Raw genomic sequence first — 25,403 nt, forward strand, 5'->3', positions numbered from 1 at the left:
CTACGCCCGGCGCGTATCGCTGGGCGTTGCGGCGTGGGTGGTAAACACCGCCAACCCTGCGCGCGCCGCGTACATTGCCCACATCAACTCGGCCGTTGCACGTGCCTGGCGGCGTTTGCGGTGGAGGGTAAAGTCGATGACGGTGGCGGATGCAGGCATGGGAGGCGATCTCGTAGGTGACTCGATGGCTCCACAGTAATGCGTACTGGTTATTTCTTTAAATACTGAGTTTGCATGTATTAATTCGATTTTGGACTTAAAAAATAAATCCGGTCTGACGCTGTTGTGGGAGGGGGCTGGTCCGTTATTAAGGCGTGACTTGGCGAGCATCGTTGTCTTCCCATCACTGTTCGCGTGATGGCCCAGCCTTTCACGCCCCCGAATTCCAAGGATCCGTCCATGCCGCTGCGCCCACCTCCGTTCCTGTTTGCCGCCCTGACCTTAAGCTCGCTGGTGCACGCCGAAGACCTGCAATTGGCGCCGGTCGAAGTCACCACGCCGGAGGCCAGCGCTGGCGAAGTGGCCCAGGCGCAGCTCAAGAGCGTGCCCGGCGCCACCAATTACATCGACATGAGCAGCGTGCAGCAGGGGCGGGTGAGCACCAACGAAGACGTGTTCAAGTACCAGCCGGGGGTGTACGCCAAGGCGGCGAATAATGAAGGGGTGAAGCTGTCCATTCGCGGTTCTGGCCTGAACCGCAGCCCGGGTGCCCATGCTTCAGGGCTGTACGAAATGTTCGATGGCTTGCCGCTGACCGGCCCCGGCGGCACCCCTTATGAACTCAAGGACCCGTTGTGGCAGAGCGGCGTCGAGGTGCTGCGTGGCGCCAATGGCTTCGATCGGGGCGCGTTGGCGCTGGGTGGCGCGGTCAACTACGTGACCCATACCGGCTACGACGCGCCCACGTTGCAAGTGCGCTACGAAGCCGGCAGCCGTGGCTATGCCCAGCGCGAGATCAGTTCGGGCCAGGTGCTGGGGGATGCCGACTACTACATCAGCCTCACCGACTCGGAATCCGACGGCTACCAGCGCCAGAGCGACGCCACCGGCAAAGGCATGGCCGCCAACTTCGGCTACCGCTTCAACCCGGACCTGGAAACCCGCTTCTATTTCCGTTACCGCGAAACCACCAACGACACCCCCGGCAAACTCACCCGCGCCCAGATCAGCCACGACCCGCGCGCCGCCAACAGCCTCAACGCCGCCCGTGATTCCAAGCGCCTGCAACCGGGCTCCACCTGGATCGCCAACAAGACCACCTTGCAGCTGGACGACAGTTCGCGCCTGGAAGTCGGGCTGGCGTACCACGATTACCCGATGGACCTGCGCGAAGGCACCAACCGCCTCAAGGTGGCCTACACCGATATCAGCAGCACCCTGAATTACATCCGCCAGGACACGTTGTTCGGCCACGACAGCAACACCACCCTCGGCCTGCGCACCACCCAGGCGATGCCCAACAACGGCGCATCGGAATACGTGCGCACGCCAGCCGGCAACACCGCAACCTACGCCCCCGGCACCAAGACCCGCGACTACAGCTACCTGGGTTCCGACACCGTGCTGCATATCGGTAACGACCTGGAGCTGGTCCAGGGCCTGTGGCTGACCACCGGCCTGGCCGCGATCTACACCCGCCGTGAAACCCAGGTCACCTATCCCGAAGGCCAGGCGCCGCTCAGCCAGCATGACTGGGACTACGCGCCGCGCATCGGCCTGCGCTATGACTTCAACCCGCAGTTGCAGGTGTACGGCAACCTGAGCCGTTCGGTCGAGCCACCGCACGCATGGTCGATGATCTGGGGTTCCAACAAATACTTTGCCAGTGGTGCAGCCAAAGGCCTGGCCCGCGAAGGCGTCAGCCTGAAAAACCAGACCGCCACCACCCTGGAAATCGGTGGCCGTGGCGAAGCATGGCTCGGCCAGTGGGACCTGGCGCTGTACCGCTCCGAAGTGCGGCACGAACTGCTCACCGTGGAAACCCAGGCACAGACCTCGACCAGCAATGCCATCGTCGCCGAGTCCAACGCCAGCCCCACCGTGCACCAGGGCGTGGAACTGGGCCTGCTCAGCCCGCTGTGGGACGGCGGTCGCAGCGGTAAGCTCGATGTGCGCCAGGCCTATACCTTCAGCGATTTCCACTACCGCGACGACGACCGTTTCGGTGGCAACCGCTTGCCGAGCATCCCCAAGCACTACTATCAGGCGCAACTGTGCTACAGCCACCCGACCGGTTTCTACACCAGCCTCAACACCGAGTATTCCTCACGGGTGGCGGTGGACTACGCCAATTCCTATTACGCCGCGTCCTACACCCTCCTGGGCGCCACCTTTGGCTACGACGCACCCAAGCAGGACTGGCAAGCCTGGGTCGACCTGCGCAACCTCACCAACCGCCGCTACGCCAACACCGTCACGCCGGGCTACGACGACAAGGGCCTGGATGTCGCACGCTCCACACCGGCCGATGGACGCGGGATCTACACCGGAGTGTCGTGGAGCTGGCGCTAAGAGGACACCCAGGTACCTGCTGCATGGAGATCAAACGGTGGGAGGGGGCTTGCCCCCGATAGCGGTGTATCAGCTACAGATAAGCTGACTGCCCCACCCTCTATCGGGAGCAAGCTCCCTCCCGCATTTGATTCGTGGTGCTTTCGGCGCATGTGAGCCCCTTGCCCCAGTATCGCTTGAGGGGTCGCAATGATGGCTACGGGATGCGCAAGAAACGGCTACGCGATAGAGGACGGCTACAGGCGTTCAGTCATTGCCTTGGCGCAGGCGCTTGTACAGGGTGTTGCGGCTCACGCCCAGCTCCCGCGCCAGGTGGGAAATATTCCCACCGGCCGCCTTCAAACGCTGGGTCAGGTCGATGCTGTCATCCAGGTACTCATTGGCGGGAAGCGGCGCCGTCACTTTCAAGTCGACAAAAAAATCGTCCGGCAGATGCTCCGGGCGGATCGGCTGTTCCTCGGCCATCGCCAGCGCCACCTGCAATACGCTGCTCACCTGACGCAGGTTGCCCGGCCACGGGTGCTGCTCGAACAACGCCAGCACCTCGGCGCTGAGCCCGGCCCATTGGGTCGGCTCACGGTGCTGCTGCCACAGCTGCTGGAACAGCGCCCGCTTGTCGCTGCGTTCGCGTAATGGCGGCAATTCAAGGGTCAGGCCGCCGATGCGGTAGTACAAATCCTCGCGAAAACGCCCGGCCTGGACCCGCTCGCGCAAGGCCCGGTTAGTGGCCGAGATGATGCGCAAATCCACCGGGAACAACTCGCTGCTGCCGACCGGTTGCACGCAACGCTCCTGCAATACCCGCAACAGGCGCGCTTGCGTCGGCAGCGGCATATCGCCGATTTCATCGAGGAACAGCGTGCCTTTGTCGGCCTTTCGGATCAGGCCGATGCTGCCTTTCTGGTTGGCGCCGGTGAACGCGCCTTTTTCGTAGCCGAACAGTTCCGATTCCACCAACTCAGCGGGAATCGCCGCACAGTTCACCGCGATAAACGCCTGCTGGCTGCGGGAACTGGCCTGGTGCAGGGCCTTGACGAAAACTTCCTTGCCCACGCCGGTTTCACCGTGGATCAGGAGCGGGATGTCCTTCTCCAGCAAACGCTCGGCCTGGCGCACGGCTTTTTCCACGCGCGCATCGCCAAAGTGCAGGGTCTTCAAACCAATCGCGGCGGGCTTTGGCGCAACGGGCTCGCTGAACACCCGCGCCTGCACCGGCATCTGCTTCGGTCGTTTCAGCAGGCACTGGAAGCGATTGCGTCCCGCCGCCTGCAGCGAAAAGGGCAGGCCCTCCGGCTGATTGAGCAACTCCAGCAGCGACACCTTGAACAAACTGTCGATCATCACCCGCGACAGACTGATACCCAGCAAGTTGTCGGCACGACGGTTGGCCGAGAGCACCTGGCCGCTCTCGTCAAAGATCAGCAGGCCGGCCCATTGGCTGTCGAGGTTGCTCAGGCCAGTGTTGAATGTCAGTTGGAAGTGCTCACCGCGAAACAGGTTGAGGATCAGCCGATTCTCCACGGTCTGGCTCATCATCTTGACCATGCCCAAGGTGTGAGAGGGCGGCAGGTAGCTGTCGCTGGACACATCCAGCACCGCGATGATTTCGCGCTGGGCATCGAAGATCGGCGCCGCCGAGCCGGTCATGAAGCGGTTGGCCTTGAGGAAGTGTTCGTCGTGTTCGATATGCACCGCCTGGGCGCAGGCCAGCGCGGTGCCGATGGCATTGGTGCCGCTGGAGCGTTCCATCCAGCTGGCCCCGGCGCTGAACCCCCGGGCCAGCTTGGGCTCGATAAAGCGCTGGGTGCCCCAACTGGTCAGCACCTGGCCCTGGTTGTCGGCCAGCATGATCAGGCAGTTGGAATTGCTCAGGATGTTTTCGTAGTAGGGCAGGACTTCCTGATGCGTGGTCTGCACCAGGGAATGCTGGCTTTCCAGCAGTTGGCTGATGCCCTCGGCGGGCAGTTGATCGAAGCTCGGTGTGCTCTGGTGGTCCAGGCCGAAGGCGCGGCAACGGCGCCAGGATTCCTGGATAAGGGTGTCGTGAGCCAGGGGTTCGGCCATGGGGCGACCTTCTTTTTATTGTTTTGGGGTCTTGCACAATCCAACGGGTGTAACCAAGTCAATCGGGTTCAAAGAGTGTTGTTCATAACTGTTCATTGTCAACCTCCGGATTGTTCAATTGTTCAGCCTGATCTGTTCATTTCTGTTCGCTCCTGAACATCACGTTTCACCCATTTCCTTGTGGATCAAGCACCTGCCGTTTTTGGCACGAAACTCGCTCTGACGAATGGCCAGATTCATTCCAATAATAAAAAGGTCGTGTCATGTCATTGACCCTGGAACATGTCTCCCGTGTCGTCGAAGGTCAAACCTGGATCGACGACGCCAACCTGCGCTTCGAAGCCGGTTCCTTCAACGTTTTGCTTGGCCGCACCCTGTCCGGCAAGACCAGCCTGATGCGCCTGATGGCGGGCCTGGATAAGCCCGACAGCGGCCGCATCCTGATGAACGGCGTGGACGTCACCCAAAAGCCGGTGCGTCTGCGCAACGTGTCGATGGTGTATCAGCAGTTCATTAACTACCCGACCATGACCGTGTTCGAAAACATCGCCTCGCCGTTGCGCCAGGCCGGTGTGTCCAACGAGGTGATCCAGAGCAAAGTGCTGGAAACCGCAAAGATGCTGCGCATCGAGAAATTCCTGCAGCGCCACCCGTTGGAGTTGTCCGGTGGCCAGCAGCAACGCACGGCCATGGCCCGCGCGTTGGTGAAGGATGCCGAGCTGATCCTGTTCGACGAGCCGCTGGTGAACCTGGACTACAAACTGCGCGAAGAGCTGCGTCAGGAAATGCGCGAGTTGTTCAAGGCGCGGCATACCATTGCCATCTACGCCACCACCGAGCCCAACGAGGCCCTGGCCCTGGGCGGCACCACCACCATTCTTCACGAAGGCCGGGTGATTCAGAGTGGCAAGGCCGCCGAGGTCTATCACCAGCCGCAAACCGTGTTGGCCGCCGAGCTGTTTTCCGAGCCGCCGATCAACCTGATGCCGGGGCGTATCAGCGGTAACGAGGTGAGCTTCGCCAATTTCGTGCACTTCCCGCTGAACGTCGACCTGCGCCCCATCGGCGAAGGCGAATTCCGCTTCGGCGTGCGGCCCAGCCATATCAGCCTGGTGCCGAGCAACGACGACGACTTGGAGCTGGCGGTGACCGTGGAAGTCGCCGAGATCAGCGGCTCGGAAACCTTCCTGCATGTGCGCAGCGAGCATTTCCTGCTGGTGCTGCACCTGCCGGGGGTGCATGAGTACGACGTCGACGCGCCGATCCGTGTGTATATCCCCACCCATAAACTGTTTGTGTTCGATGGCCAGGGCCGCTTGGTCCAGGCCCCCGGGCGCCGTGTTGCGAGGGTTGCCTGATGGCCGAGATCCATTTGCAGAACCTGGCGCACAGCTACAGTCCTACGCCGAACGGGCCAGAGGACTACGCGATACGGGAAATGAACCACGTGTGGGAGCAGGGCGGTGCCTACGCCTTGCTCGGGCCGTCGGGCTGCGGCAAGTCGACGTTGCTTAACATTATCTCCGGCCTGCTCAGCCCGTCCGAAGGGCAGGTGCTGTTCGATAGCAAAGTGGTGAATGACCTCACCCCGGAAAAACGCAACATCGCCCAGGTGTTCCAGTTCCCGGTGGTGTACGACACCATGACCGTGTTCGATAACCTGGCCTTTCCCCTGCGGAACCAGGGCATGGCCGAGGCGAAAATTCACAGCAAGGTGCAGGAGATTGCCGAGGTCCTCGACCTGCAAACCCTGCTCAGCAAAAAAGCCCGCAACCTCACGGCCGATGAAAAACAGAAAGTCTCCATGGGCCGTGGCCTAGTGCGTGACGACGTGTCGGCCATCCTCTTCGACGAACCGCTGACGGTGATCGACCCGCACCTGAAATGGAAGCTGCGGCGCAAGCTCAAGCAGATCCATGAGCAGTTCAATATCACCATGGTCTATGTCACCCATGACCAGCTTGAGGCCTCGACCTTCGCCGACAAGATCGCGGTGATGTACGGCGGGCAGATCGTGCAGTTCGGCACGCCCCGTGAGTTGTTCGAGCGGCCGAGCCACACCTTTGTCGGCTATTTCATCGGCAGCCCTGGGATGAATCTGATCGAGGTGCAGGCCGAGGCCGGAGGTGTGCGGTTTGCCGGTACTCACCTGCCGTTGTCCGAGACTATGCAGCAACGCATTGCCAGCACCGACTACACGAAGCTGCAGGTGGGCATTCGCCCGGAATTTATCCACGTCTGGGACGAGTACAACCCTGACGCCCTGCAAGCCGATGTCACTCACCTCGAAGACCTCGGCACCTACAAGATAATGACCCTCAACCTCGACGGCGCCCCGCTGAAGATACGCCTGGCCGAAGACAAACCCGTGCCGGAGGGCAAGGCCTGTATCAGCTTCCCCGCGCAGTGGCTGATGGTGTATGCCGACGACTACCTGCTGGAGGTGCTGCCATGAACAAGGTGCAGAACAACAAGGCCTGGTGGCTGGTGTTGCCGGTGTTCCTGCTGGTGGCGTTCAGTGCGGTGATCCCGATGATGACGGTGGTCAACTATTCGGTGCAGGACATCTTCGACCAGTCCAGCCGCTACTTTGTCGGCGCCGACTGGTACAAACAGGTGCTGCTCGACCCTCGCCTGCATGACTCGCTGCTGCGCCAGTTCATCTATTCGGCCTGCGTGCTGCTGATCGAAATCCCCCTGGGCATCGCCATCGCCCTGACCATGCCGACCAAGGGCCGCTGGTCGTCGCTGGTGCTGATCATCCTGGCCATTCCGCTGCTGATTCCGTGGAACGTGGTGGGCACCATCTGGCAGATCTTCGGTCGCGCCGATATCGGCCTGCTGGGCTACAGCCTCAACGCCCTGGGGATCAGCTACAACTACGCGGCCAACACCATGGACGCCTGGGTCACGGTGCTGGTGATGGACGTTTGGCACTGGACCTCACTGGTGGCGCTGCTGTGCTACTCCGGGCTGCGGGCCATCCCGGATGTGTACTACCAGGCGGCGCGTATCGATCGGGCCTCGGCGTGGGCGGTGTTCCGACATATCCAGTTGCCGAAGATGAAAAGCGTGCTGCTGATCGCGGTGATGCTGCGCTTCATGGACAGTTTCATGATCTACACCGAGCCCTTCGTCCTCACGGGCGGCGGGCCGGGTAACGCCACGACGTTCCTCAGTCAGACGCTGACCCAGATGGCCGTAGGCCAATTCGACCTGGGCCCGGCGGCAGCGTTTTCCCTGGTGTATTTCCTGATCATCCTGTTGGTGTCCTGGCTGTTCTACACCGCCATGACCCACTCCGACGCCAACCGCTGAGGCCGCCAACATGAGCAAGCGCAAGGTTATTCCGCTGCTGATCTACATCCTGTTCCTGCTGGTGCCGATCTACTGGCTGCTGAACATGTCCTTCAAGAGCAACACCGAAATCCTCGGCGGGCTGACCCTGTTTCCGCAGGATTTCACCCTGGCCAACTACAAGGTGATCTTCACCGACCCGAGCTGGTACACCGGTTACCTCAACTCGCTGTACTACGTGAGCCTGAACACGGTGATTTCCCTGAGCGTGGCGTTGCCGGCAGCCTATGCCTTCTCGCGCTATCGTTTCCTGGGCGACAAGCACCTGTTCTTCTGGCTGCTGACCAACCGCATGGCGCCCCCAGCGGTGTTCCTGCTGCCGTTTTTCCAGCTGTATTCGTCCATCGGCCTGTTCGACACGCACATCGCTGTGGCCTTGGCCCACTGCCTGTTCAACGTGCCACTGGCGGTGTGGATCCTGGAGGGCTTCATGTCCGGAGTGCCCAAGGAAATCGACGAAACTGCCTACATCGACGGCTATAGTTTTCCCAAGTTCTTCGTGAAGATTTTTATCCCGTTGATCGGCTCCGGCATCGGCGTGACCGCGTTTTTCTGCTTCATGTTTTCCTGGGTCGAGCTGCTGCTGGCGCGCACCCTGACCTCGGTTAACGCCAAGCCCATCGCGGCGGTGATGACGCGCACGGTGTCGGCGTCGGGTATCGATTGGGGCGTGCTGGCAGCGGCGGGGGTGTTGACCATCCTGCCCGGCATGCTGGTGATCTGGTTTGTTCGCAACCACGTGGCCAAGGGCTTTGCCCTGGGCCGGGTCTGAGGAGTCGATGATGGAATGGATGGCCTGGACCACCCCCACTGCACTGTTCTTTGGCGGCATTGCCCTGATTCTGGCCGGCATGACCACCTGGGAGCTGCGCTCGCCGAGCATCCCGCGGCGCGGCGTCCTGCCGATCAGCACCACCCGTGGTGATCGCTTGTTTATCGGTCTTCTCGGCAGCGCCTACCTGCATTTGCTGGTGATCGGCGTTACCGACTGGAGCATCTGGGTAGCGTCCGCGCTCTCCCTGGTATGGCTGTTGAGTGTGATGCGTTGGGGCTAGTGCCCTTATGAATAAACAACCAGGAGGTCTCTATGTTGAATAAGAACAATAAGCTGCGACATAGCATTTCATTGGCCGCCGTACTGGCCCTCAGCGGTTTGAGCGCCACGGCCTGGGCCGATGCGTACGAAGATGCCGCGAAAAAATGGATCGGCAGTGAGTTCAAGCCGTCGACCCTCACGGCCGACCAGCAGCTTGAGGAGTTGAAGTGGTTTATCAAGGCTTCGGAACCGTTTCGTGGGATGAAGATCAATGTGGTGTCGGAAACCCTCACCACCCACGAGTACGAATCCAAGGTGCTGGCCAAGGCCTTCAGTGAAATCACCGGCATCAAGCTGACCCACGACCTGCTGCAGGAAGGCGACGTGGTGGAGAAGCTGCAAACCCAGATGCAGTCCGACAAGAATATCTATGACGGCTGGGTCAACGATTCCGACTTGATCGGTACGCACTTTCGCTATGGCAAGACCGAATCCATCACCGACCTGATGGCCAACGAAGGCAAGGCCTTCACCTCGCCAACCCTGGATATCAAGGACTTCATCGGTATCTCCTTCACTACCGCGCCGGACGGCAAGATCTACCAACTGCCCGACCAGCAATTTGCCAACCTCTACTGGTTCCGCGCCGACTGGTTCGAGCGTCCGGAACTGAAAGCCAAGTTCAAGGAAAAATACGGCTATGAACTCGGCGTGCCGGTGAACTGGTCAGCCTATGAAGACATCGCCAAATTCTTCAGTGAAGACGTCAAGGAAATCGACGGCAAGCGCGTCTACGGGCACATGGACTACGGCAAGAAAGACCCATCCCTGGGCTGGCGCTTCACCGATGCCTGGTTCTCCATGGCCGGTGGCGGCGACAAAGGCCTGCCCAACGGCTTGCCGGTGGACGAGTGGGGCATCCGCGTGGAGGACTGCCACCCGGTGGGCTCCAGCGTCACCCGTGGTGGCGACACCAACGGCCCGGCCGCTGTGTTCGCCACGCAGAAATACGTGGACTGGATGAAAGCCTACGCGCCACCGGAAGCGGCGGGCATGACCTTCTCCGAATCCGGCCCGGTGCCGTCCCAGGGCAACATCGCCCAGCAGATCTTCTGGTACACCGCGTTTACCGCCGACATGGTCAAGCCGGGCCTGCCGGTGGTGAATGCCGACGGTACGCCGAAATGGCGCATGGCACCGTCGCCCGTCGGGCCTTATTGGGAAAAGGGCATGAAGAAGGGGTATCAGGACGTGGGTTCCTGGACCTTCCTCAAGTCGACGCCGGAGAAGCAGAAACTCGCCGCTTGGTTGTACGCGCAGTTCGTGACCTCAAAAACTGTGTCGCTGAAGAAAACCATCGTCGGCCTGACGCCGATTCGTGAGTCCGATATCAACTCACAGGCCATGACCGACATGGCGCCGAAACTCGGTGGCCTGGTGGAGTTCTACCGCAGCCCGGCCCGGACCGAGTGGTCGCCGACCGGTACCAACGTGCCGGACTACCCACGCCTGGCGCAACTGTGGTGGAGCAACATCGCCGCCGCCGCCAGCGGCGAGAAAACCCCGCAACAGGCCCTCGATAACCTGGCCAAGGAGCAGGACGCGATCATGACGCGCCTGGAACGCTCCAAGGTGCAGCCGGTATGTGGCCCGAAAATGAACCCCGAGCGTGACGCGCAATACTGGTTCGACCAGCCGGGTGCGCCGAAACCGAAACTGGCCAACGAGAAACCGAAAGGCGAAACCGTGGCCTATGGCGACCTGCTCAAGCAGTGGGAGGCCGCGCGTAAGTAAACGTGCCCGGGCATGAAACACAAAACGGCACCCAGGTGCCGTTTTGTTTTGGCGCAAACATGAAGGCGCAGCTCTGTGACCGATGACGCGGGTTGGTCAGGCAATCCTGAGTATGGGCAGCTTAGTCTCGTGGCGGCCTTAGAGCCGACCGGAGTTGGGTCTGGTGTACTGGGTTAAAAATGTGGGAGGGGGCTTGCCCCCGATAGCGGTGAGTCAGTCAACCCAAGTATCACTGACCCACCCTCATCGGGGGCGAGCCCCCTCCCACATTTGGATCTCCATATATCAGATGGACCTCGGTCTGCTTCTGCTCTGCTTTTGCTCTGCTTTTGCTCTGCTTTTGCTCTGCTTTTGCTCTGCTTTTCCTCTGGCTTTTGATCTTGATCTCAGGCGCCCCGTTAACCACGCTGGCCGAACGCAGGCTTGAATCCGTGGGTAACCCGGCAGGACGCCGGGTTAGCCGTCCTGGGCCATGGATGGCCCATGACGGCGGCCCACGGATTCAAGCCTTCGTTCGGGCATACCGAGCCTAGGCGAGGTACCGAGTGGTGGGGCAAGAGCCCTTTGGTTACTTTGGGGCTTTTCCAAAGTGACCCGCCGTAAGGGCGGAACCCATAGCGGCCGTTACCGCAGCAACGGATATGTACGCACCCAAACCCCAAAAAGCGGTCGGCCCGAAGGCCGCCACGGAACCAAGCTCCCTCACCACAAAGAGATTTCTCAGCCCGAAAGACAGACTCGCTAGCCAGCGCTGCAACAACCCCCCTGTTCCGTAAACCACCGCTGATCCTTCAGCAACAAGGCTCCAGGACTGCCAGGCCTGTCACCCACCGGTCATAAACCAGACGGAAGGCACCTAAGTCGCCTCAAGTTGCGAGTTACAGCGCAGATAACAACTATGTCAATTACATCCGCAACAACGTTCAAGGATCGAACTCATGCCCCAGCGCCATTCCAGCAGCATGCCTCTTCCCGTTTATCCACGTTTTCGCTGGTTCGCTTTGATCCCGGTCGTGCCTGCCGTGTTGTGGATACTCGTGCAATCAACCTCGTCGGCCAATCTGTTGGCCTGCGCGGTACTGGTGCTGATCGGCCTCGGTGCCTGTGCCTGGAGCGCGGCTTCGCAGCGCAACGCCATGCTGCGGGCGATTGCGCGGGCGCAGGCGGATCAGTCAGATGCAGACGCGGCGCACAACGGCGTGGCCTCTCGTGCGCAACTCGATGAGGTGTTGTTGGGCGCCATGCCCATCTGGGCCAAGCAGGTGGAAAGCTCGCGCCATCAGACCGAAGAAGCGATTGTGAGCCTGGCCAACCGTTTCACCGGGATCGCCACGCGATTGCAGGAAACGGTACAAGCCTCGCAGCACGCGGCCGGCGAACTGGATGGGCAGGCCGCCGACGGCGCACTTGAGGTGCTGGCACGCAGTGACAGCGAGTTGAGCCAGGTGATCAACTCGCTCAAGGCCACTCAAACCAGCCGTGACCAGACCCTGGCCCAGGTCCGCAGCCTTACCGCCTACACCGGCGAACTGCGCACCATGGCCGCTGATGTGGCGGCGATTGCCGCACAAACCAACCTGCTGGCCCTCAACGCAGCCATCGAGGCGGCGCGTGCCGGTGAGGCCGGTCGCGGCTTTGCGGTGGTAGCCGACGCGGTGCGCAGCCTGTCGAGCAAATCCAGTGAAACCGGCCAGCAGATGTCGGCCAAGGTCGACATCATCAATAACGCCATTACGCAATTGGTCCAGGCCGCGTCCAGCAGTGCCGACCAGGACAGCCATTCGGTGGCCGAGTCCGAAAACAGTATTCAAGTGGTGCTCGCACGCTTCCAGAACATCACCGGGCGCCTGGCCGAATCCGCCGACCTGCTCAAGCAGGAAAGCTACGGGATCCGGGATGAGATGACCGAGGTGCTGGTCAATCTGCAATTCCAGGACCGGGTCAGCCAGATCCTCAGCCACGTGCGAGACAACATGCACGCCCTGCATGAGCACCTCCTGCAGGCCAGCCAGGCCCCGGACCAGCCGGTGGCCGTCGACGCCCGCCAATGGCTGGCGCGCATGGAAGCCACCTACGCCACCGACGAGCAGCGGCGCCTCCATCATGGAGAGGCGGCCGTGCAGCAGAATTCTCAAGACATCACCTTCTTTTAGGAGCACATCATGGCGAAGAATGTATTAGTGGTCGACGACTCCAGCAGCGTGCGGCAAGTGGTCGGCATAGCCTTGAAAAGCGCCGGTTACGACGTCATCGAGGCCAGCGACGGCAAGGATGCCCTGGGCAAGCTGACCGGGCAGAAAGTGCACCTGATCATCAGCGACGTGAACATGCCCAACATGGACGGCATCACCTTCGTCAAGGAGGTCAAGAAGCTGGCCAACTACAAGTTCACCCCGATCATCATGCTGACCACCGAGTCCCAGGAGTCGAAGAAGGCCGAGGGCCAGGCCGCTGGCGCCAAGGCCTGGGTGGTCAAGCCGTTCCAGCCTGCGCAGATGTTGGCAGCCGTGTCTAAACTGATCCTGCCCTGATCCCCGGCGCCAGGGAGGCTCCCATGCCGATAACCACCGAAACAATCGACGACACTGCGCGCGTGCGCATTGACGGCGAGCTTACGATCTACACCGTAGCGGAACTGGCGGCTGCGCTGCTGCCGCAGATGGGCGCGGCGCCACGCCTGGAGCTGGACCTGTCAGAGGTCACGGAAATGGATGGCGCCGGCCTGCAGTTGCTCGCGGTCATCCGGCGTGAAGCCGGCATCGCCGGTACCGCCTTGAGCGTGACCGGCCAGAGCCAGGTAGTCATGCAGGCGCTCCAACTGTGTCGCAGCGCGGCCTCATAGTCAGCGCCCCCCACGTTTTTTGATCGACAAGGAAAGTCACGGTGAGCATCAATCTCGATCAGGCACAGCAGACATTCATCGTAGAGGCTCGCGAGCTGTTGCAGGCCATGGAGCAATCCCTGCTGCAATTGGAAAGCGAGCCCGACGACCAAGATGCCATTGGCGCGATTTTCCGCGCTGCGCACACCATCAAGGGGTCGGCGGGCCTTTTCGGTCTGGCGTCGATCGTGGGGTTCACGCATATCGTCGAAGACGTGCTTGACCGCCTGCGCGAAGGCAATGTGGCGGTGGACGCCGCATTGATCGCGCTGCTGCTCAAGTGCGGCGACCACATGCTCGAACTGGTCGAGGTGGTCGCCAACCGCGGTGAGGTGCCGACGCCTGCCGCTCTGGAGCGCGGTGAGGCATTGCGCGAGGCGCTGAGTGCCTATCAGCCGATGCGAACCGCCACCGCCAGCGTCGAAACCGCTGAGGTGGCCGACGACGCGGCGGTCGAAGTGCTCTGGCACATCTCCCTGCGCTTCGGCGTGGACGTATTTCGTAATGGCATGGACCCGCTGTCATTTCTGCGCTACCTCGAGACCTTGGGGCAGATGATGCAGGTCACCACACTGACCGACAGCATCCCGCCCATGGACCGCTGGGACCCGGAAAGCTGCTACCTGGGTTTTGAGATCGACCTGCGCTCGACGGCCAGCCACGCCACCCTCAACGAAGTGTTCGACTTTGTGCGTGACGACTGTGAAGTGCACATCAGTGCCGTCGACGAAGCGCCCGCCAGCAAGGCGGCCATCGCTGGTGACCCGGTCACGCAGGCCGAGCCAGGCCTGGTGACGGCCGCACCGCAGCGGCCGGCAGCCGGCGAGGCGAAAACCCGCGACGGCAATTACGTGCGCGTCAACGCCGACAAGCTCGACGAGTTGATCAATCTGGTCGGCGAGTTGGTCATCGCCAGCGCCGGCGCGAGCCTGTTGGCCCGGTCCTGTAGCAACGACCCCTTGCAAGAGGCCTCCTCGACGGTATCGGGTCTGGTGGAAGAGATCCTCGATGGCGCCCTGCATTTGCGCATGATCCCCATCGGCGACACGTTCAACCGCTTCCGCCGGGTGGTGCGCGATATCAGCCAGGAGCTGGGCAAGGACATCGAACTGATCATCAGCGGCGCGGAAACCGAACTGGACAAGACCGTGGTCGAGAAGATCGGCGACCCGCTGATGCACCTGTTGCGCAACGCCATGGACCACGGTATCGAAAGCGCCGATGCGCGGCGTGCGGCCGGCAAGTCGGCCAAGGGCCACCTGAGCCTCAATGCCTACCATGACTCGGGGAGCATCGTCATCGAGATCGCCGACGACGGCGCCGGGCTCAACCGCGAACGCATCCTGCAAAAGGCCCAGGAACGCGGGCTGGTGGCCAGCGGTGCGGTGCTCACCGACCAGGAGATCTATAACCTGATCTTCGAAGCGGGGTTCTCCACCGCCGAGGCGGTGACCAACCTGTCCGGGCGCGGCGTCGGCATGGACGTGGTCAAGCGCAATATCACCTTGTTGCGCGGCACCGTCGACCTCGACAGCCGCCCCGGCCAGGGCACCGTGGTGCGCATTCGCTTGCCGCTGACCCTGGCGATCATCAATGGGTTCCTGGTCGGCATCGACCAGTCCACCTACGTGATTCCCCTGGACATGGTCCAGGAATGTATCGAGCTGGATGAACACCAGCGCCAGTCCAGCCGCGACACGGGTTATCTGGACCTGCGTGGCGAGGTGTTGCCGCTGGTGCACCTGCGCGACCACTTCAGTCACGAAGGCCCCCCAGCCCGACGCCAGAACGTGGTGGTGGTGCGCAACGCCGAGCATAAGGCCGGGCTGGTGGTGGACGACCTGCTCGGCGAGTTTCAGACCGTGATCAAACCCCTTGGCAAGTTGTTCGGCGCACTGCGCGGCATCAGCGGCTCGACCATATTGGGCAGCGGCGCGGTGGCCCTGATCCTGGATGTACCGGTACTGCTCAACCAAATCGTACAACTGGAAGCCCGCACGACCCAGGCGCCTCAGTCGCTACCGGTCGTCGCCCGCTGACGTATTTGCAATTCCATGGAGGTTCCCCGATGAAATGGTTCTACGATCTTAAGATTTCCACCAAGTTGATCAGCTCGTTCCTGGTGGTCCTGGCACTCACCGGGGTCATGGGCGGCTTCGCCATCCTCCAGCTCGGTGCCGTCAACCAGGCCGCCCAGGAAATCAAGGGCAACTGGATGCCCTCCATGCGCGCAGCGGCAGGCATGCGTTTTTTTGCCGCCAGCTACCGCTTGAAAGAAAATCGCCACATCGGTACCGATATTGCCGAGGAGAAGGCCCAGGCCGAACGCGAAGCCATCGACGCGCGCCAACAGTTCGAAACCCGCATGGGCACCTACGAGCAATTGCTCTCGAACGATGAAGATCGGCAGCTCCTGGCCAGCGTGAAAAGCGCTTGGGACGCCTACCTGGCATCCAGCAAGCAGGTGCTCGAGTTTTCCCGGCAGAACCAGGAAGCCCAGGCGCGCGGTTTGCTCAGGGGAGAATCCAAGGGGCATTTCGATGAGGTGACCGCCCGCCTGCAGAAAATGGTCGAGCTCAATGATGCTGGCGCGACTGTCGCGGGCGACAAGGGCTCGGCGCTGTACGAAAGCTCACGCGTGTCGATCATTGCAGTACTGGGCGCGGCCCTGTTGATCGGCCTGGGCCTGGCGATATTCATCGCGCGGATCATTTCCCGCCCGCTGCGCCAAGCTGCGAGCGCCGCCGAGCAATTGGCCGAAGGCAACCTCAACGCGCACATCGAGCCCGGTGGGAAAGATGAAACCGGCATGGTGCTCAACGCCATGCGCAACATGGTCGGCAAGCTGGCACATATCATCGGCGAAGTGCGTAACGCCGCCGATAACCTGGCCAGCGCCTCCGAGGAGGTCAGCGCCACCGCGCAATCGATGAGCCAGGCCACCAGTGAACAGGCCGCGAGCGTCGAGGAAACCAGTGCGTCGGTCGAGCAGATGAGCGCCAGCATCAACCAGAACACCGAAAACGCCAAGGTCACCGATGGCATGGCCAGCAAGGCCGCCAAGGAAGCCACCGAGGGCGGCGAATCGGTCCAGCAGACGGTGGTGGCGATGAAAAAAATCGCCCAGCGCATCAGCATCATCGATGACATCGCCTACCAGACCAATCTGCTCGCGCTCAATGCCGCTATCGAGGCCGCTCGGGCCGGCGAGCACGGCAAGGGGTTCGCCGTGGTAGCCGCCGAAGTGCGCAAGCTGGCTGAACGCAGCCAGGTAGCCGCCCAGGAAATCGGTGAACTGTCCTCCAGCAGCGTGGACATGGCCGAGAAAGCCGGCAAGTTGCTCGACGAAATGGTGCCTTCCATCAACAAGACGTCCGACCTTGTGCAGGAAATCAGCGCCGCGTCCGAGGAACAGGCGGCCGGTGTCGCGCAGATCAACACGGCGATGACCCAGCTCAACCAGGTGACCCAGCAAAATGCCTCGAGCAGCGAGGAACTGGCGGCCACGGCCGAAGAAATGAGCAGCCAGGCCGAGCAACTGCAACAGGCCATGAGCTTCTTCGTGCTGGATTCAGCGCCCAGGGTCGCGGTTCAAAGCAGCGGCGTGGACAGCCCGGGCAGCAAGCCCAACCGTCAGGCGCCACGCCCAAAAACACCGGCGCAGCGCAAGGCGTTCGCCTACACCATGGCCAGTGCCCCGGACGAAGCGGATTTCACCCGCTTCTGATCGCACGATCAATACGGGCCTACTAGGGAGAGTGACATGGGCGCAGTAATGACGACTCGGCAGACCGCGGTGGCGGTAGATGAGGATGCGCAGTACCTGACCTTCATGCTCGGCGGCGAAATGTTCGCCATCGGCATTCTGGGGATCAAGGAAATTATTGAATACGGCAGCCTGACCGTGGTGCCGATGATGCCGGCTTTTGTGCGCGGGGTGATCAACCTGCGCGGCGCGGTGGTGCCGGTGGTCGACCTGTCGGCGCGCTTTGGCCGGGCCAACTCGGCGATCACGCGGCGCTCCTGCGTGATCATCATCGAGGCGAGTACCGAGGATGGGCAGCCCCAGGACATCGGGCTGCTGGTCGATACGGTGTCTGCCGTGCGGGAGATCCCTGCCACGCAGATCGAACCGCCACCCAACTTCGGCGCGCGAATTCGCGCTGATTTCATCAGCGGCATGGCCAAGGTCGACGGCAAGTTCGTGATCGTGCTGGAGGTGGACAAGGTGCTGTCCATCGATGAGATGTCCAGTCTCGCCGAGGCCGGCCAGGCGCCGGCCCTCGACTTCGACCCGCGTTGAGACCCGACCATGCCAGACACCGTCTCCATCGACGACCGTGAATTCGGTCAGTTCCAGGCCTGGCTGTACCGCGCGGCCGGCATCAACCTGTCGCCGGCCAAGAAAGCCCTGGTGGCCGGACGCCTGTTCAAGCGCCTCAAGCACTATGAGCTGCACAGCTATGGTGAGTATTTCAAGTTGATCATGAATGGCGAGCGCAAGGGCGAATTGCAGGTTGCGCTGGATTTGCTGACCACCAACGAAACCTATTTTTTTCGCGAGCCCAAGCACTTCGACTTCCTGCGTCAGCAGGTGCTGCCCCATGCCGCGCCGGGCAAGGTGTTTCGCGTGTGGAGCGCGGCCAGCTCCTCGGGTGAAGAGCCCTACAGCCTGGCGATGACCCTGGCCGAAAGCCTCGGCAGCACGCCCTGGGAAGTGATCGCCTCGGACATCAGCTCCCAAGTGCTGGCCAAGGCGCGCACTGGCCATTACTCCATGGAGCGCACCGAGACATTGCCCCAGCCGCTGCTGGCCAAGTACTGCCTCAAGGGCATTGGTCGCCAGGAGGGCACCTTGCTGATCGACAAGGCCTTGCGTAGCCGCGTCAACTTTGTCCAGATCAACCTTAACGAAGCGCTGCCCGCCTTGGGGGAGTTCGAGGTGATCTTCCTGCGCAACGTGATGATTTATTTCGATCAGCAGACCAAGAGCCAGGTAATCGCGCGCCTGCTGCCGCTGCTCAAACCCGGCGGCTACTTGATCATCAGTCACTCGGAAAGCCTCCACGGCGTCAATGACACCCTGAAGCTGGTGGCACCGTCGATTTACCGCAAGCCATGAAAAAGCCTGCCGGTACGGCCGAAGTGGTATTAGCCCCTGGGCAGGTCAGCTTTGCGACGCAGTCGACGCGCCTGCGCACCTTGCTCGGTTCCTGCGTGGCGATCACCTTTTGGCACCCGCAACGGCTGATCGGCGGCATGTGTCACTTCATGCTGCCGGGGCGCCTGCGCGACCATCAGCCCCTGGATGGCCGATATGCCGACGAAGCCCTGGAACTGTTGCTGCTCCACGCCAAGGTCAATGGCACGTATGCACAGGATTACCAGGTCAAGTTGTTCGGCGGCGGCAAGATGTTTCCCGAGCAGCAGCGCCGCCCGCCAACGCAGGACGTGGCCAGCCTGAATATTCGCGCAGCGCTGGCCCTGGCCGAGCACTATCACCTGCACCTGACAGCCCAGGACATGGGCAGTACCGGTTACCGCACGATCATGTTCGACCTGTGGAACGGCAACGTCTGGGTCCGGCACCAACCAATGGGAATAATTCAACAAGATGCCTACCAAAAAAATCAGTGTACTGCTGGTCGATGACTCGGCCGTGGTACGCCAGGTACTGCTGGCGATCCTCAGCGATACGCCGGATATCCACGTTATGGGCGCCGCCTCCGACCCGATTTTCGCCATGGACAAACTCGCCCGGGAATGGCCGGATGTGATCGTGCTGGACGTGGAAATGCCACGCATGGACGGCATCACCTTTCTCAAGAAAATCATGAGCGAGCGGCCGACACCGGTGGTGATCTGTTCCTCGCTGACCCAGAAAGGCGCCGAAACCTCCCTGCAGGCGCTGTCGGCGGGTGCTGTGGAAATCATCACCAAGCCCAGCACCGGATTGAAGAGTTTCCTGATCGAGTCGGCGGCCGAGCTGGTGGCAGCGATCCGCGCCGCAGCGAATTCCAACGTCAGGAACCTGGGCAAGCGCAGCGCCAGCCCGGCACTGGCCCCGGCCAGCAAGCTCAGTGCGGATGCGATCCTGCCTGCCGCCAATGGCCATGCCATGGCACAGACCACTGAACGTATCGTCGCCATCGGCACGTCCACCGGCGGCACCCAAGCGTTGGAGGCGGTACTGACGGCATTGCCGAGGGTATGCCCGGGCATGGTGATCGTGCAGCACATGCCAGAAAAATTCACCGCCTCGTTTGCCGAGCGCCTCAACAGCGTATGCGAGATCGAGGTGCGCGAAGCGCGCAACAACGACCGCATCCTGCCTGGCCTGGCCCTGATCGCCCCTGGGGGCAAGCACCTGATGGTCACCCGCAGCGGCGCCTATTATCACGCGCAGGTCATTGATGGGCCGTTGGTCAACCGGCACCGGCCATCAGTGGATGTGCTGTTTCGCTCGGTGGCCAAGTTCGCCGGCAAGAACGCCACCGGCATCATCATGACCGGCATGGGCGACGACGGCGCGCGCGGGCTCAAGGAGATGCTCGAGGCCGGAGCCGCCACGGTGGCCCAGGACGAGGCCAGTTGCGTGGTGTTCGGCATGCCCAAGGAAGCTATCAAGCTCAACGCTGCCCAGCGCATCATGGCGCTGGAGGATATCCACCAGGCGATCTTGTATAAGTGAAATCGAGCGCTGGCCTGTGTTCACTGTCCTTTGCTCTGCGCCAGAATCCGCGCCGTATCCCGCGCCGGCGGCAGCCCGAAGACGCGCGCATAGTCGCGGCTGAACTGGGTCGCGCTTTCATACCCCACTTCGAACGCGGCCTTGGTCACGCTGCTCGCACTGGCCAACATCAACGTGCGCGCGTTTAACAGGCGCACGCGTTTCTGGTACTGCAACGGGCTCAAGTTGGTCACCGCCTTGAAGTGCCGGTGAAACGCCGAAACACTCATCGCTGCCTTCTGTGCCAAGGCCTCCACCCGGATCGGGTCGGCGTAGTCCCGGCGTATCCACTGGATCGCCTGGCTGACCCGCGCCATGGCGGTATCCGGCGCGGCGATTTCCCGCAGCATCCAACCATGGGGGCCTTGCAGCACGTGGTAGAGGATTTCCCGCTCATACACCGGCGCCAAGGCCGCGATGGCCACCGGGTCGCCCATCAGGCGCAGCATGCGCAGCCAGGCGTCCATCAACGCAGGCGTCACCGCCGCCACTGAAAACCCCGCGTCCTGTTCGCCGCGACCGCTGGGCGCGGGCAGGTCATTGAGCAAGGTGGTGAGCACCGCCGGGTCCAGGGTCAGGCTGACCGCCAGGTACGGTTCGCCCGTACTCGTCGGGTTGACCACGCCCACGGCGGGCAACTCGATGGACATCACAAAATACGTCGCCGGGTCGTAGTGCAACGTGCGATCGCCCACGGTCAGGGATTTGCTGCCCTGCAGGATCAGGTTGATCATCGGGTCATACACCGCCGCGAGCATATGCTCGGGAATCGCGCCCTGGACCATCGCCACCCGCGGGATACCGGTCTCGGTGCGGCGGTTTTCGGCCTTGGCGGCCAGGGCTCGCAGTTCGATCAATTGAGTATTCATGCTGGCCATGCTGTGCCTTCCTGCAGACCTTGCGCAAGCAAAAAGCAGAAACAGGCAGGATTGGAGTAGGAACGGCTGCGTCACGGGGTAGGGCGATGGCTATTGTGGTCACTCAACTTTTCGACAGTGGAGCAAGCCATGAGCGTTATCGTGATTACCGGAGGCAGCCGTGGCATCGGCGCCAGTACCGCCGAACTGTGTGGGCGCCAAGGTCACGGCGTGATCCTCACTTACAACCGCAACCCCGAGGCGGCACTCGCGGTGGTCCAGCGCATCGAATCGGCCGGCGGCAAGGCGGCGGCGCTGCAACTGGACGTCAGCGCTACCGGTACATTCGCAGCGTTCCGTGACGCCGTGGTGCAGACCCTGCGTACCACCTGGGGTGCAAACACCCTGGGCGGGCTGGTCAACAATGCCGGCTACGGCCTGTTCAACCCGCTTGAAAGCGTGACCGAAGCCCAATTCGACGACCTGTTCAACGTCCATCTCAAGGGCCCGTTCTTCCTCACCCAGACCCTGCTGCCGCTGCTGGAAGAACACGCCAGCATCGTCAACCTCACCAGCGCCACCACCCGCGTCGCTACCGCCGGTGTGGCGCCATATGCCGCCTTCAAGGGCGGCCTCGACGTACTCACCCGCTACATGGCCAAGGAATTCGGCGAGCGCCGTATCCGTGCCAACGCGGTGTCACCCGGCGCCATCCGCACCGAACTGGGCGGTGGCTTGAACGATGAGTTCGAAGCGCTGCTGGCCGGGCAAACCGCCCTGGGCCGTGTAGGCGAACCGGAAGACGTGGCACGGGTTATCGCCATGCTGCTGTCGGAAGAAGGCCGTTGGATCAATGCCCAGACAATTGAGGTCGCGGGCGGCTACATCATTTGAATCGCGAGGCTACCGCATGCTTGATCATCTCTTTCTTTCAGTCAGTGACATCCAGCGTTCCGTGGGTTTCTACACCGCCGCGCTGACGCCCCTGGGCATCACCGCTCGCCATGACTTCGATGGCAAGGACGGGCCTGCCGGTCACCCGGATCTCAAAGGGTTCGGTGCCCATGGCCGCATGTTTTTCTGGCTGCGCGAAGGTGTGGTCGAAGGCCGCGCGGTGCATGTGGGGTTCGTCGCCAACAGCCGTGCCGAGGTGGAGGCCGCCTACGCCGCCGCCCTGGCCCATGGAGCCCGCGATAACGGCGCACCCGGTGCCCGCTTGCACTACGACCCCAATTACTACGCCGCCAACGTACTGGACCCGGACGGGTACAGCCTCGAATTCGTCTACAAGAACTGGCAGCACACCCTATGAAGACCTTGATGATCTACGGCGCCACCGGCTACACCGGACGCATGGCCGCCGAACACGCCAAAAAACTGGGCCTGGTCCTGGTGATCGCCGGGCGCAATGCCGAACGGCTGGCGCCCCTCGCCGCTCAACTCGAGGTGCAATACCGTGTCTTCTCTGCGCAGGCGCCCAGCGCTGACGCCTTGGACGGTATCGATGTGCTGCTCAATTTCGCCGGGCCCTTCGCGCACACGGCGGGCACCTTGATGCAGGCCTGTGTCAAGGCCGGGGTCGATTACCTGGATATCACCGCCGAGATCAACGTCTATCGCTTGGCCGAGCAACTCGGCAGCGACGCCGCCGCAGCCGGCGTCATGTTGCTGCCCGGTGTCGGCTGGGACGTCGTGCCCACCGACTGCCTGGCCATGCATGTCGCCCAGCGCGTGCGGCAGCCCCAATCGTTGCGCATCGCCCTGCAAGTGCCGGGCTCGATGTCTCGAGGCTCGGCGCTGAGTGTGGGCGAAATCATCGGCGCGGGCGTTATGGCAAGGGTCGACGGCCAACTGATCGCGACCCCGGACGCACAGCCACAGTTACTCGACTTCGGCGATGGCCCGGTGCTGTGCGCGCCGCTGTCCTTCGGCGACCTGGTGACCGCCTGGCATTCCACCGCGATCGCGGATATCGCGATGTTCGTGCACATCAGTGGCGACGCCTTCCCCGAAGGTGACCTGTCACAACTGCCCGACGGCCCCACACAGGTCGAACGTGACGCCCATCGCGCCCGCGCCATCGCCGAAGTGACCGGCGCGGATGGCAGCGTGGCACGCTCGGTGATCGAGACCGTCAATGGCTACAGCTATACGCCCCTCGCCGCAGTAGAAGCCGCGCGCCGGGTGCTTGGCGGTGAGCGCCGCAGCGGCTTTGAAAGCCCCGCACACCTGTTTGGCGTGGGCTTTGCCCAGACGATTCCAGGCACGCGCATCGTCGATTTTTAACCTCCAGGCAGTGCCGGTGGGCGGCTAGACCTTGAACCTCGCCGCGTCCTTGATCGGTGGCAGGCCAAACAGTCGTGCGTATTCGCGGCTGAACTGCGAGGCGCTTTCATAGCCCACTTGGAACGCGATAGACGCCGCATCCAGGCTGTCGAACAGCAGCAACCAGCGCGCCCGCAACAGGCGCAAGCGCTTCTGGTACTGAATCGGCGTCATCGCGGTCGTGGCCTTGAAGTGCCGATAGAACGCCGCGACGCTCATGTCGGTCATGGCCGCCAGCGGTTCCACGCGAAAGGGTTCGGTGTAGTGCTCTCGAATCCACGCGGTGGCTCGCCGGATCTGCGCCAGGCGTCCGTCGGGGCGGGCCATTTGCACCAGGGTTGAGCGCAACGGGCCCTGCAATACGCGAAACACAATCTCCCGTTCGATCAGGGGTCCCAGCACAGCCGCTTCGCTGGGCCGATCCATCAGGCGCAGCATGCGCAGCCAGGCATCCAGCAATTCGTCGGTGGCCTGCACCGCCGCGAACCGGTGCGCGCCCAGGCTCTCGTCGGGGGTGACTTCATCCGCCAGCACGGCCGCGATCACCGCAGGCTCCAGGGTCAGGCTGAGTGCCAGGTAGGGCAGGCCGGGTGCACCGGCGTGGACCTGGCCGGTGGCGGGTACCTCCACCGGCACCACAAAATAGCTGGACGGCCCGCACGTCGAGATCTGATCGCCAATCGAGAGGGTTTTCGAGCCTTGCAGCACCAGGTGCACCATCGGCGGGTACAACTGATCTGCGCAGGCTTCGGCCTGGACCATGGAGACGCGGGGCAGGCCGGTGTCGGTCCAGGTGTTTTCTGCGCGCATCACCAGACGGCGCAGTTCATTCAGGTTGTCGTTCATGGCGCTGACCATGAGCCGTGCCGGAGCGCAAAGCAAGCCACGTGCGAAGAATAGGCAAGCATGGAAGAGAAACCGGCAACCGCCGTTTCAGGCCTTGCCCGAATACTGGGGGTCAGCACTATTACTCAACCTGGGAAAACAGCTATGACACTCAATGGAAAAATCGCAGTCGTGACTGGCGCCTCCAAAGGCATTGGTGCCGGTATCGCCAAGGCCCTGGCAGCAGCAGGGGCGACGGTGGTGGTCAATTACGCCAACAGCAAACCTGACGCCGATGCGGTGGTCGCCCATATTCGCGCCCACGGTGGCACTGCGTTCGGCGTGCGAGCCGACATGAGCCAGGCTGCCGATGTGACACGCCTGTTCGACACGGTGCGCAGCGAATACGGCAGGCTCGACATCCTGGTCAACAACGCGGGCGTGGCGGTGTTCCAGATGATTGAAGACCTGACTGAAGAGGCCTTTCACAAGCAGTTCAACCTCAATGTACTGGGCTACCTGCTGGCGGTACGTGAGGCGGTCAAGTTGCTGGGGCAGGGCGGCAGTATCATCAATATCAGCTCGATCCTCAGCACCGACCCGTACCTCGCCTCCAGCGTCTATTCGGCCACCAAGGGGGCGGTGGATACGCTGACGTTTGCCCTGGCCCGTGAGTTGGGACCGCGCGGTATTCGCGTCAATTCGATCCTGCCCGGCCATACCCATACGCCTGCCACCGATGGCAACTTCGCCGGCGAATTTGGTCAGTCGCTGATTGCCGGCACGCCGCTGGGGCGTTTCGGCGAGCCTGAGGACATTGCGCCGCTGGCCGTATTCCTGGCCTCCGAGGCGGCGCATTGGGTCACAGGTGAGTCGATCCGTGCCTCGGGCGGCGTACGTGGCGTGGGCTACTGACGACCACTGATCCGCACCCGCATAACCCCGATTGAATTTTTCGCATGCTCGCAGGCTCTGCACTTTTAGACGCGTGTGGTGTTGAGCGCGCTTGCGGGGCCTCCTTGT

24 protein-coding genes are annotated in these 25,403 nt (G+C 62.2%); 20 read left to right on the plus strand and 4 right to left on the minus strand.

Annotated features, from left to right (window positions below; genetic code table 11):
- Positions 1 to 159, minus strand: coding sequence for a hypothetical protein (locus tag ACHPFG_RS12320; protein ID WP_172681441.1), 159 nt, complete (start codon positions 157 to 159; stop codon positions 1 to 3).
- Between the two features lie 240 nt (positions 160 to 399).
- Here ACHPFG_RS12320 and ACHPFG_RS12325 point away from each other — a divergent pair, with 240 nt between their 5' ends.
- Complete coding sequence (locus ACHPFG_RS12325; RefSeq protein ID WP_431702699.1) at positions 400 to 2,511, plus strand: TonB-dependent receptor family protein; 2,112 nt, start codon at positions 400 to 402, stop codon at positions 2,509 to 2,511.
- Positions 2,512 to 2,757: 246 nt separating this feature from the next.
- Here the strand turns inward: ACHPFG_RS12325 and ACHPFG_RS12330 are convergent, their stop codons facing one another.
- Positions 2,758 to 4,575: a sigma-54-dependent Fis family transcriptional regulator gene (locus ACHPFG_RS12330; RefSeq protein WP_131698016.1), complete on the minus strand. Its 1,818-nt coding sequence runs from the start codon at positions 4,573 to 4,575 to the stop codon at positions 2,758 to 2,760.
- 263 nt (positions 4,576 to 4,838) lie between these two features.
- On the opposite strand from ACHPFG_RS12330, the gene ACHPFG_RS12335 reads away from it, so the two are divergent.
- From ACHPFG_RS12335 to ACHPFG_RS12405, 15 genes are all read left to right on the plus strand, one after another.
- Positions 4,839 to 5,933, plus strand: a complete 1,095-nt coding sequence (locus tag ACHPFG_RS12335) for an ABC transporter ATP-binding protein (protein WP_431702702.1) — start codon at positions 4,839 to 4,841, stop codon at positions 5,931 to 5,933.
- Positions 5,933 to 7,030 carry an ABC transporter ATP-binding protein gene (locus ACHPFG_RS12340; protein WP_431702704.1) on the plus strand — a complete coding sequence of 366 codons (1,098 nt, stop codon included), beginning with the start codon at positions 5,933 to 5,935 and terminating at the stop codon, positions 7,028 to 7,030. Before ACHPFG_RS12335 ends, ACHPFG_RS12340 begins: the two co-directional genes overlap by 1 nt.
- Entirely contained in the window at positions 7,027 to 7,893 is an 867-nt protein-coding gene (locus tag ACHPFG_RS12345; protein ID WP_025858174.1) for a carbohydrate ABC transporter permease, read from the plus strand. The genes ACHPFG_RS12340 and ACHPFG_RS12345 overlap by 4 nt, the downstream gene beginning before the upstream one ends.
- 10 nt (positions 7,894 to 7,903) lie before the next feature.
- Positions 7,904 to 8,704, plus strand: a complete 801-nt coding sequence (locus ACHPFG_RS12350) for a carbohydrate ABC transporter permease (RefSeq protein WP_003174634.1) — start codon at positions 7,904 to 7,906, stop codon at positions 8,702 to 8,704.
- A gap of 10 nt (positions 8,705 to 8,714) precedes the next feature.
- Positions 8,715 to 8,987, plus strand: coding sequence for a DUF2160 domain-containing protein (locus ACHPFG_RS12355; protein ID WP_027607297.1), 273 nt, complete (start codon positions 8,715 to 8,717; stop codon positions 8,985 to 8,987).
- A gap of 32 nt (positions 8,988 to 9,019) precedes the next feature.
- Positions 9,020 to 10,762: an ABC transporter substrate-binding protein gene (locus ACHPFG_RS12360; protein WP_131698013.1), complete on the plus strand. Its 1,743-nt coding sequence runs from the start codon at positions 9,020 to 9,022 to the stop codon at positions 10,760 to 10,762.
- Positions 10,763 to 12,003: 1,241 nt separating this feature from the next.
- The gene (locus tag ACHPFG_RS12365; protein WP_371921005.1) at positions 12,004 to 12,915 is read left to right on the plus strand and encodes a methyl-accepting chemotaxis protein; all 912 of its coding nucleotides are present in this window, start codon (positions 12,004 to 12,006) and stop codon (positions 12,913 to 12,915) included.
- Positions 12,916 to 12,924: 9 nt separating this feature from the next.
- Complete coding sequence (locus ACHPFG_RS12370; RefSeq protein ID WP_065873103.1) at positions 12,925 to 13,293, plus strand: response regulator; 369 nt, start codon at positions 12,925 to 12,927, stop codon at positions 13,291 to 13,293.
- A 23-nt stretch (positions 13,294 to 13,316) separates the two neighbouring features.
- Entirely contained in the window at positions 13,317 to 13,604 is a 288-nt protein-coding gene (locus tag ACHPFG_RS12375; RefSeq protein WP_431702708.1) for an STAS domain-containing protein, read from the plus strand.
- Positions 13,605 to 13,645: 41 nt separating this feature from the next.
- Positions 13,646 to 15,682: a chemotaxis protein CheA gene (locus tag ACHPFG_RS12380; RefSeq protein ID WP_431702710.1), complete on the plus strand. Its 2,037-nt coding sequence runs from the start codon at positions 13,646 to 13,648 to the stop codon at positions 15,680 to 15,682.
- A gap of 29 nt (positions 15,683 to 15,711) precedes the next feature.
- Positions 15,712 to 17,370: a methyl-accepting chemotaxis protein gene (locus tag ACHPFG_RS12385; RefSeq protein WP_431702712.1), complete on the plus strand. Its 1,659-nt coding sequence runs from the start codon at positions 15,712 to 15,714 to the stop codon at positions 17,368 to 17,370.
- A gap of 36 nt (positions 17,371 to 17,406) precedes the next feature.
- Positions 17,407 to 17,946 carry a chemotaxis protein CheW gene (locus ACHPFG_RS12390; RefSeq protein ID WP_131699866.1) on the plus strand — a complete coding sequence of 180 codons (540 nt, stop codon included), beginning with the start codon at positions 17,407 to 17,409 and terminating at the stop codon, positions 17,944 to 17,946.
- Between the two features lie 9 nt (positions 17,947 to 17,955).
- Entirely contained in the window at positions 17,956 to 18,765 is an 810-nt protein-coding gene (locus ACHPFG_RS12395) for a CheR family methyltransferase (RefSeq protein WP_431702714.1), read from the plus strand.
- Positions 18,762 to 19,295, plus strand: a complete 534-nt coding sequence (gene cheD, locus ACHPFG_RS12400) for a chemoreceptor glutamine deamidase CheD (RefSeq protein ID WP_431702716.1) — start codon at positions 18,762 to 18,764, stop codon at positions 19,293 to 19,295. Before ACHPFG_RS12395 ends, cheD begins: the two co-directional genes overlap by 4 nt.
- Positions 19,258 to 20,334 (plus strand): protein-glutamate methylesterase/protein-glutamine glutaminase, encoded by a 1,077-nt coding sequence (locus ACHPFG_RS12405; protein WP_431702718.1) that lies wholly within the window; start codon positions 19,258 to 19,260, stop codon positions 20,332 to 20,334. Before cheD ends, ACHPFG_RS12405 begins: the two co-directional genes overlap by 38 nt.
- A gap of 20 nt (positions 20,335 to 20,354) precedes the next feature.
- On the opposite strand, the gene ACHPFG_RS12410 is transcribed toward ACHPFG_RS12405, so the two are convergent.
- Complete coding sequence (locus tag ACHPFG_RS12410) at positions 20,355 to 21,242, minus strand: AraC family transcriptional regulator N-terminal domain-containing protein (RefSeq protein ID WP_431703467.1); 888 nt, start codon at positions 21,240 to 21,242, stop codon at positions 20,355 to 20,357.
- Between the two features lie 138 nt (positions 21,243 to 21,380).
- Between ACHPFG_RS12410 and ACHPFG_RS12415 the strand changes: the two genes are divergently transcribed.
- From ACHPFG_RS12415 to ACHPFG_RS12425, 3 genes are read left to right on the plus strand one after another with little or no spacing between them, the layout of a single operon-like run.
- A complete protein-coding gene (locus tag ACHPFG_RS12415) occupies positions 21,381 to 22,124 on the plus strand; it encodes an SDR family NAD(P)-dependent oxidoreductase (protein WP_431702720.1) in 744 nt (247 codons plus the stop codon).
- Positions 22,125 to 22,140: 16 nt separating this feature from the next.
- Positions 22,141 to 22,542: a VOC family protein gene (locus ACHPFG_RS12420; RefSeq protein WP_431702722.1), complete on the plus strand. Its 402-nt coding sequence runs from the start codon at positions 22,141 to 22,143 to the stop codon at positions 22,540 to 22,542.
- Positions 22,539 to 23,516, plus strand: a complete 978-nt coding sequence (locus ACHPFG_RS12425) for a saccharopine dehydrogenase family protein (RefSeq protein WP_431702724.1) — start codon at positions 22,539 to 22,541, stop codon at positions 23,514 to 23,516. The genes ACHPFG_RS12420 and ACHPFG_RS12425 overlap by 4 nt, the downstream gene beginning before the upstream one ends.
- Positions 23,517 to 23,540: 24 nt before the next feature.
- On the opposite strand, the gene ACHPFG_RS12430 is transcribed toward ACHPFG_RS12425, so the two are convergent.
- Positions 23,541 to 24,401, minus strand: a complete 861-nt coding sequence (locus ACHPFG_RS12430; RefSeq protein ID WP_431702726.1) for an AraC family transcriptional regulator N-terminal domain-containing protein — start codon at positions 24,399 to 24,401, stop codon at positions 23,541 to 23,543.
- Between the two features lie 144 nt (positions 24,402 to 24,545).
- Here ACHPFG_RS12430 and ACHPFG_RS12435 point away from each other — a divergent pair, with 144 nt between their 5' ends.
- Positions 24,546 to 25,295: a glucose 1-dehydrogenase gene (locus ACHPFG_RS12435; RefSeq protein WP_431702728.1), complete on the plus strand. Its 750-nt coding sequence runs from the start codon at positions 24,546 to 24,548 to the stop codon at positions 25,293 to 25,295.
- Positions 25,296 to 25,403: the final 108 nt, after the last annotated feature.

The organism is Pseudomonas sp. BR20 (genome assembly GCF_050780135.1).
GTDB lineage: Bacteria > Pseudomonadota > Gammaproteobacteria > Pseudomonadales > Pseudomonadaceae > Aquipseudomonas.

What these genes read in the sequence shown, in the direction of transcription:
- ACHPFG_RS12320 (WP_172681441.1), bottom strand. Translation starts at nt 159, where the DNA reads ATGCCTGCATCCGCCACCGTCATCGACTTTACCCTCCACCGCAAACGC.
- ACHPFG_RS12325 (WP_431702699.1), top strand. Translation starts at nt 400, where the DNA reads ATGCCGCTGCGCCCACCTCCGTTCCTGTTTGCCGCCCTGACCTTAAGC.
- ACHPFG_RS12330 (WP_131698016.1), bottom strand. Translation starts at nt 4,575, where the DNA reads ATGGCCGAACCCCTGGCTCACGACACCCTTATCCAGGAATCCTGGCGC.
- ACHPFG_RS12335 (WP_431702702.1), top strand. Translation starts at nt 4,839, where the DNA reads ATGTCATTGACCCTGGAACATGTCTCCCGTGTCGTCGAAGGTCAAACC.
- ACHPFG_RS12340 (WP_431702704.1), top strand. Translation starts at nt 5,933, where the DNA reads ATGGCCGAGATCCATTTGCAGAACCTGGCGCACAGCTACAGTCCTACG.
- ACHPFG_RS12345 (WP_025858174.1), top strand. Translation starts at nt 7,027, where the DNA reads ATGAACAAGGTGCAGAACAACAAGGCCTGGTGGCTGGTGTTGCCGGTG.
- ACHPFG_RS12350 (WP_003174634.1), top strand. Translation starts at nt 7,904, where the DNA reads ATGAGCAAGCGCAAGGTTATTCCGCTGCTGATCTACATCCTGTTCCTG.
- ACHPFG_RS12355 (WP_027607297.1), top strand. Translation starts at nt 8,715, where the DNA reads ATGGAATGGATGGCCTGGACCACCCCCACTGCACTGTTCTTTGGCGGC.
- ACHPFG_RS12360 (WP_131698013.1), top strand. Translation starts at nt 9,020, where the DNA reads ATGTTGAATAAGAACAATAAGCTGCGACATAGCATTTCATTGGCCGCC.
- ACHPFG_RS12365 (WP_371921005.1), top strand. Translation starts at nt 12,004, where the DNA reads ATGCCCATCTGGGCCAAGCAGGTGGAAAGCTCGCGCCATCAGACCGAA.
- ACHPFG_RS12370 (WP_065873103.1), top strand. Translation starts at nt 12,925, where the DNA reads ATGGCGAAGAATGTATTAGTGGTCGACGACTCCAGCAGCGTGCGGCAA.
- ACHPFG_RS12375 (WP_431702708.1), top strand. Translation starts at nt 13,317, where the DNA reads ATGCCGATAACCACCGAAACAATCGACGACACTGCGCGCGTGCGCATT.
- ACHPFG_RS12385 (WP_431702712.1), top strand. Translation starts at nt 15,712, where the DNA reads ATGAAATGGTTCTACGATCTTAAGATTTCCACCAAGTTGATCAGCTCG.
- ACHPFG_RS12390 (WP_131699866.1), top strand. Translation starts at nt 17,407, where the DNA reads ATGGGCGCAGTAATGACGACTCGGCAGACCGCGGTGGCGGTAGATGAG.
- ACHPFG_RS12395 (WP_431702714.1), top strand. Translation starts at nt 17,956, where the DNA reads ATGCCAGACACCGTCTCCATCGACGACCGTGAATTCGGTCAGTTCCAG.
- cheD (WP_431702716.1), top strand. Translation starts at nt 18,762, where the DNA reads ATGAAAAAGCCTGCCGGTACGGCCGAAGTGGTATTAGCCCCTGGGCAG.
- ACHPFG_RS12405 (WP_431702718.1), top strand. Translation starts at nt 19,258, where the DNA reads ATGCCTACCAAAAAAATCAGTGTACTGCTGGTCGATGACTCGGCCGTG.
- ACHPFG_RS12410 (WP_431703467.1), bottom strand. Translation starts at nt 21,242, where the DNA reads ATGAATACTCAATTGATCGAACTGCGAGCCCTGGCCGCCAAGGCCGAA.
- ACHPFG_RS12415 (WP_431702720.1), top strand. Translation starts at nt 21,381, where the DNA reads ATGAGCGTTATCGTGATTACCGGAGGCAGCCGTGGCATCGGCGCCAGT.
- ACHPFG_RS12420 (WP_431702722.1), top strand. Translation starts at nt 22,141, where the DNA reads ATGCTTGATCATCTCTTTCTTTCAGTCAGTGACATCCAGCGTTCCGTG.
- ACHPFG_RS12425 (WP_431702724.1), top strand. Translation starts at nt 22,539, where the DNA reads ATGAAGACCTTGATGATCTACGGCGCCACCGGCTACACCGGACGCATG.
- ACHPFG_RS12430 (WP_431702726.1), bottom strand. Translation starts at nt 24,401, where the DNA reads ATGAACGACAACCTGAATGAACTGCGCCGTCTGGTGATGCGCGCAGAA.
- ACHPFG_RS12435 (WP_431702728.1), top strand. Translation starts at nt 24,546, where the DNA reads ATGACACTCAATGGAAAAATCGCAGTCGTGACTGGCGCCTCCAAAGGC.